General features: G+C 44.7%; 5 protein-coding genes. All 5 read left to right on the forward strand.

Annotated elements, in window-relative coordinates; translation table 11 throughout:
• On the forward strand, nt 1-182 hold a 182-nt coding region (locus tag Q0191_RS01045), incomplete at its 5' end, for a hypothetical protein (protein ID WP_297663023.1).
• A gap of 256 nt (nt 183-438) precedes the next feature.
• On the forward strand, nt 439-1,110 hold the full coding sequence (locus Q0191_RS01050; RefSeq protein WP_125380191.1) for a CPBP family intramembrane glutamic endopeptidase: 672 nt from the start codon (nt 439-441) through the stop codon (nt 1,108-1,110).
• Between the two features lie 146 nt (nt 1,111-1,256).
• Nucleotides 1,257-1,886 carry a hypothetical protein gene (locus Q0191_RS01055; RefSeq protein ID WP_297663026.1) on the forward strand — a complete coding sequence of 210 codons (630 nt, stop codon included), beginning with the start codon at nt 1,257-1,259 and terminating at the stop codon, nt 1,884-1,886.
• 186 nt (nt 1,887-2,072) lie between these two features.
• Nucleotides 2,073-3,029 (forward strand): dihydropteroate synthase, encoded by a 957-nt coding sequence (gene folP / locus Q0191_RS01060; protein ID WP_297663028.1) that lies wholly within the window; start codon nt 2,073-2,075, stop codon nt 3,027-3,029.
• Nucleotides 3,030-3,031: 2 nt separating this feature from the next.
• A complete protein-coding gene (locus tag Q0191_RS01065; RefSeq protein WP_297663030.1) occupies nt 3,032-4,375 on the forward strand; it encodes a folylpolyglutamate synthase/dihydrofolate synthase family protein in 1,344 nt (447 codons plus the stop codon).
• Nucleotides 4,376-4,408 lie beyond the last annotated feature (33 nt).

Genomic DNA, 4,408 nt, shown 5'->3' on the forward strand with positions numbered 1-4,408 from the left:
GTAAGAAAGACCATCTGCTCGGACTCAAGGAAAATGTTATCATCGGTAAGATTATTCCAGCTGGTACTGGTATGGCTCGTTACCGTAACTTAGAACCACAAGCAATCAATGAAGTTGAAATTATTGACGAAGTTGTGGAAACAGTAGAGACTGAAGAAGTTGAAACAAGCGTAGAATCATAAAAACTTGCTTGAATTTACAATATAAAAGTCTATCAGGAAGAGAATCTTGTATTCTCTTCCTTTTTTGCTAGGTGCACTGAATTGGTGAAGATATAATAAAAATTGAAATTTTAGCGCTCTATTTTGCTGCCAGATTGAATCAAAAGCTTAGGGAAGGAGCTTCCTAGTAAGCATGATGGCACATTTTTTGATTTTATATGGCTCTTAGCTGTACAGGAAGGGAAAAATTCGATATACTAAGTAAAAGGAGGAAGAAATGAAAATTTTTTTGCAAAAAGTGGAATATAGTTTACTGGCTTTGTTTTTAGCCGTACAGACTCAAGTTCCTTTTGTACTGATCCAGTTTTACAAAGGTCGAGATCAAAGTTTCTCACTGGGAAACACTTTACTTGTTCTGATGATTTATTTTGTGATCATTTTTTATGCCCTGCGAATGGCTAAAAAAGAAGGCTTACTGACCCTTGATTTTAGTTTTTTTAATTTAAAATCAGTGATCTGGCTAGTATTATCCTATCTGATAACTTTCGGAGTTAGTATTTTTGCTGCGATTATTATGGTTCTAGAGGGCCAACTTTCAGGAACGACAGCCAATCAAACTGCTTTGCAAAACTTGTTTCAGAGTACGCCCGTTGTTTTGCTTATTGTGGGAGCTGTTTTTTCAGCGCCAATTTTGGAAGAGATTATTTTCCGTGGTTTGATTCCCCAAAAGCTGTTTCCAAAGCATGAGTTGATTGGTCTGATAGTTGGTTCTATCCTTTTTGGTTTTTTCCACGGTCCGACCAACATCGGTAGTTTTGTCCTTTATGCTGGTATGGGGGGTGTTCTAGCTTTGGTGGTTCACCAGACTAAGCGTTTGGAAATGGGAATTTTAGCCCATATGTTACGGAATGCCATTGCTATTTTGGTGATGATCATTTCACAAAGTTAACTAGATATCATTCATGGATGAAGAGGTCAGATTGACCTCTTTTTTGACATTTCAGGGATAAAAAGTGACTTTTGAGGACATGGGGCTAGCAAAGCGAATCTTTTGTTCTATAATGAGAATTGTATCTTAGCTTTAAGGAGTAAAAAATGAGGCTCACATTTCAAAAATCTATCCAAATCTTATTAGTAGCTATGCTAATGCAATCGGTCTTGCTGCTTTTGGTTCATCCGATGACCAATCGTTTCGCTTTATCGAGGCCTAACTTGCTTTTTATCTCTCTGTTTTTGCTCATTCTTTTAGGTTATGCCTCTTACTTTTCTCGTGAGTGGCGGGATTTTAAGATAGAGCTACGGACTTCCAAGCGGTTTCAGAACTTACGTTACCTTTATTTTTTGATGATTGCAAGCAACGCAGCGAGTCTCGTTCTCCTTTGTGGGCAGTCGGGTTCGGAGCTAACGTCTTTGCAGCAACTTATCTCAAACAGTTTTTCCACCTCCTCCTTGCTATTGCTTGGCATGGATTTATTTGGTATGTCATCACAGGCTAAGCAAAACAGGCAGATGAAATACAGAAAGAGTTGGCGTATTGCCTTGGGAATTGTTCTCTTTGCTTTCCTGAGAAATCCCGGAGAATCATCTTGCTTTCTAATTTATCTAAGTTTAGGCATGGCTTTTGTCCGGCTCTTAAAAGCTTGGGTTGGATCTCTGGAATTGTCCTTACTGGCTCATCTTCTTCGGAATTTACTTCTGATCCTCCTTTTGCCTTTCTGTTTGTAAAAAGTGTTTTCTTAAATAGGGGAATTGTGGTAAAATGGTAAATGAAACAAGAGTCTGAGAGGACTGCTTGTAGGATCAAGTGCAGTTTGTAAAACTGATGCTGCATCTGCTGTTGGCTTTGCTGTACACTAGATGGGTGTGCCTTTTTTGTTGAAAGGCAGTAGTAGCAAGGGGAAAGGAAATACGATGAATCTAAGACAACTTGCTCCAGAGGGCAAGACGGCCCTTTGTGGGATCCTTAATGTTACCCCAGATTCCTTTTCGGATGGGGGCAAATATGATACGGTGGAAAAGGCTCTGGAGCAGGCGCACAAGATGATAGCTCAGGGAGCTCATTTGCTAGACATCGGTGGCGAGTCGACTCGTCCACGTCCAGGCAGCCATTTTGTGGATATTGAGGCAGAGATAGGGCGTGTGGTGCCGGTGATTGAGGCTCTTCGTCGGGAGACTGATATTCTCATTTCTGTGGATACTTGGAAGGCGTCAGTTGCAGAAGCAGCTTTGGCCGCTGGAGCTAATATCATCAATGACATCACAGGACTCTTGGGTGATGAGAGAATGGCAACTGTGGCTGCCAAGGCTGGAGCGCCAGTTATCGCCATGTTCAATCCAGTCATGGCTCGACCCCAACATGCCGGTTCGAAAATCTTTCCGACTTTCGGCTTTGAGCCAGCTTTTACCGAGTCAGAATTAGCGGACTTTGAACAGCTGGGTATTCAGGCACTCATGTGGGCATTTTTTGAAAAGACACTGGCAAGAGCTGAGAAAGCTGGTCTGGACCGTGAGCAAATCATGCTGGATCCAGGGATTGGTTTTGGCTTGACCAAACGGGAAAATCTCTTGCTCTTACAGGAACTGGACAGCATTCATCAGGCAGGCTTTCCCATTTTTCTGGGTGTCTCTCGCAAGCGCTTTTTGGTCAATATCTTGGAGGAAAATGGTTTTGAGACTGACCCAGAGACAGCCGCTGGTTTTCAAAACAGAGACCTAGCTTCAGCTCATTTGACCAGCATTGCAGCTAGTCAGGGTGTCGAGGCTGTCCGAGTGCATGATGTGGAAGTCCACCGGATGGCAGCCGATATTGGCGATGCTATTCGACTGGCTCAGAAAATGGAAGATCTAAATTTACGGCAGTATAAGTGACTATGATAAAAGAAGAATTGCCAGATTTAAGCTGGCTGGAAGCCTATCGGACGGATAGTCCTAATTTTGGCTTGGAGCGAATGGAGCGGATGCTGGCGCTGCGGGGAAATCCTCATTTGCAGCTGTCAGTGATTCATATAGGGGGGACCAACGGGAAGGGCTCAACCATTGCCCACCTGCGTCAACTCTTGGAAATGCGGGGTCTGCGTGTAGGAACCTTTACCTCCCCCTATCTGATCAGCTACAATGAACAAATCGCCATCAATGGTCGGTCTATTCCCAATCAAGATTTGTCGCGCCTGCTAGAGACTTATCGAGCTCTTTTTGAAGAGCAAGCGAACGATGAGGTTTTGCAGGGAGTGACTGAGTTTGAAATCATGACGGCGTTAGCCTATGATTATTTGGCTCAGGAGCGGGTCGATGTGGCCATTATGGAGGTTGGCATGGGCGGCCTCTTGGACAGTACCAATGTCTGCCGACCTGATCTGACAGCTATTACGACTATTGGCTTAGATCATGTGGCTCTGCTGGGGCATTCCCTGGCAGCGATTGCCGAGCAGAAGGCTGGGATTGTCAAGCCAAATGTGCCCTTGGTGACTGGACGGATTGAGCCAGAAGCTCTGGCGGTTATCGAGGACAAGGCTCATCAAAAGCAAGCGCCTCATTATGTTTATAGGCAGTCTTATCAAGTTCAGAGCTTGGGCGGGACTGACTCAGGAGAACATCTTAGCTTTTCTAATGCCTATCGGGAGGCGGAGCCTTACCTGACGCCTCTGTTGGGGCAGCATCAGGTAGATAATGCTGGTTTGGCGATTGAGCTCTGTGACCTCTATTGCCAGCTCAAGCAGTTGCCACTGTTAACAAAAGAGCAAGTTGGCGCGGCTTTAGTGGCGACCAGTTGGCCGGGTCGGATGGAGCAGATTTCGCACCAGCCTCGTATTTTGCTTGATGGCGCCCACAATCCACATGCCATGGAGAGGTTGGCGAGGACCTTGAGTCAGCATTATCCAGACTTGGATAAGAAAATCCTTTTCAGCTGTATCCAGACCAAGTCTCTGGAGGAAATGGTGGGTCAGCTCAAGCAGGTGCCTAAGAGTCAGCTAATTTTGACCAATTTTGCAGATCCACGGAGCTTTTCCAAAGAGAAAATGGAGGCGCTGGCTTGCGAGCAGGGCTTGGACTATGCTGATTGGCAGGGATTTTTAGAGGCTTATTTGAAAGCTGAGCATGGGACTGATGAGCTCTTGCTGATTACGGGCTCCCTTTATTTCCTGGCTCAGGTCAGGGCTTATATCATTGACAAAGAAAAAGAATCTAGGAGTGAATATGGACACGAAGAAAATTGAAGCAGCTGTTGCCCAGATTATTGAGGCGGTTGG

Origin of the sequence: uncultured Streptococcus sp. (assembly GCF_938036805.1) — a bacterium.
GTDB lineage: Bacteria > Bacillota > Bacilli > Lactobacillales > Streptococcaceae > Streptococcus.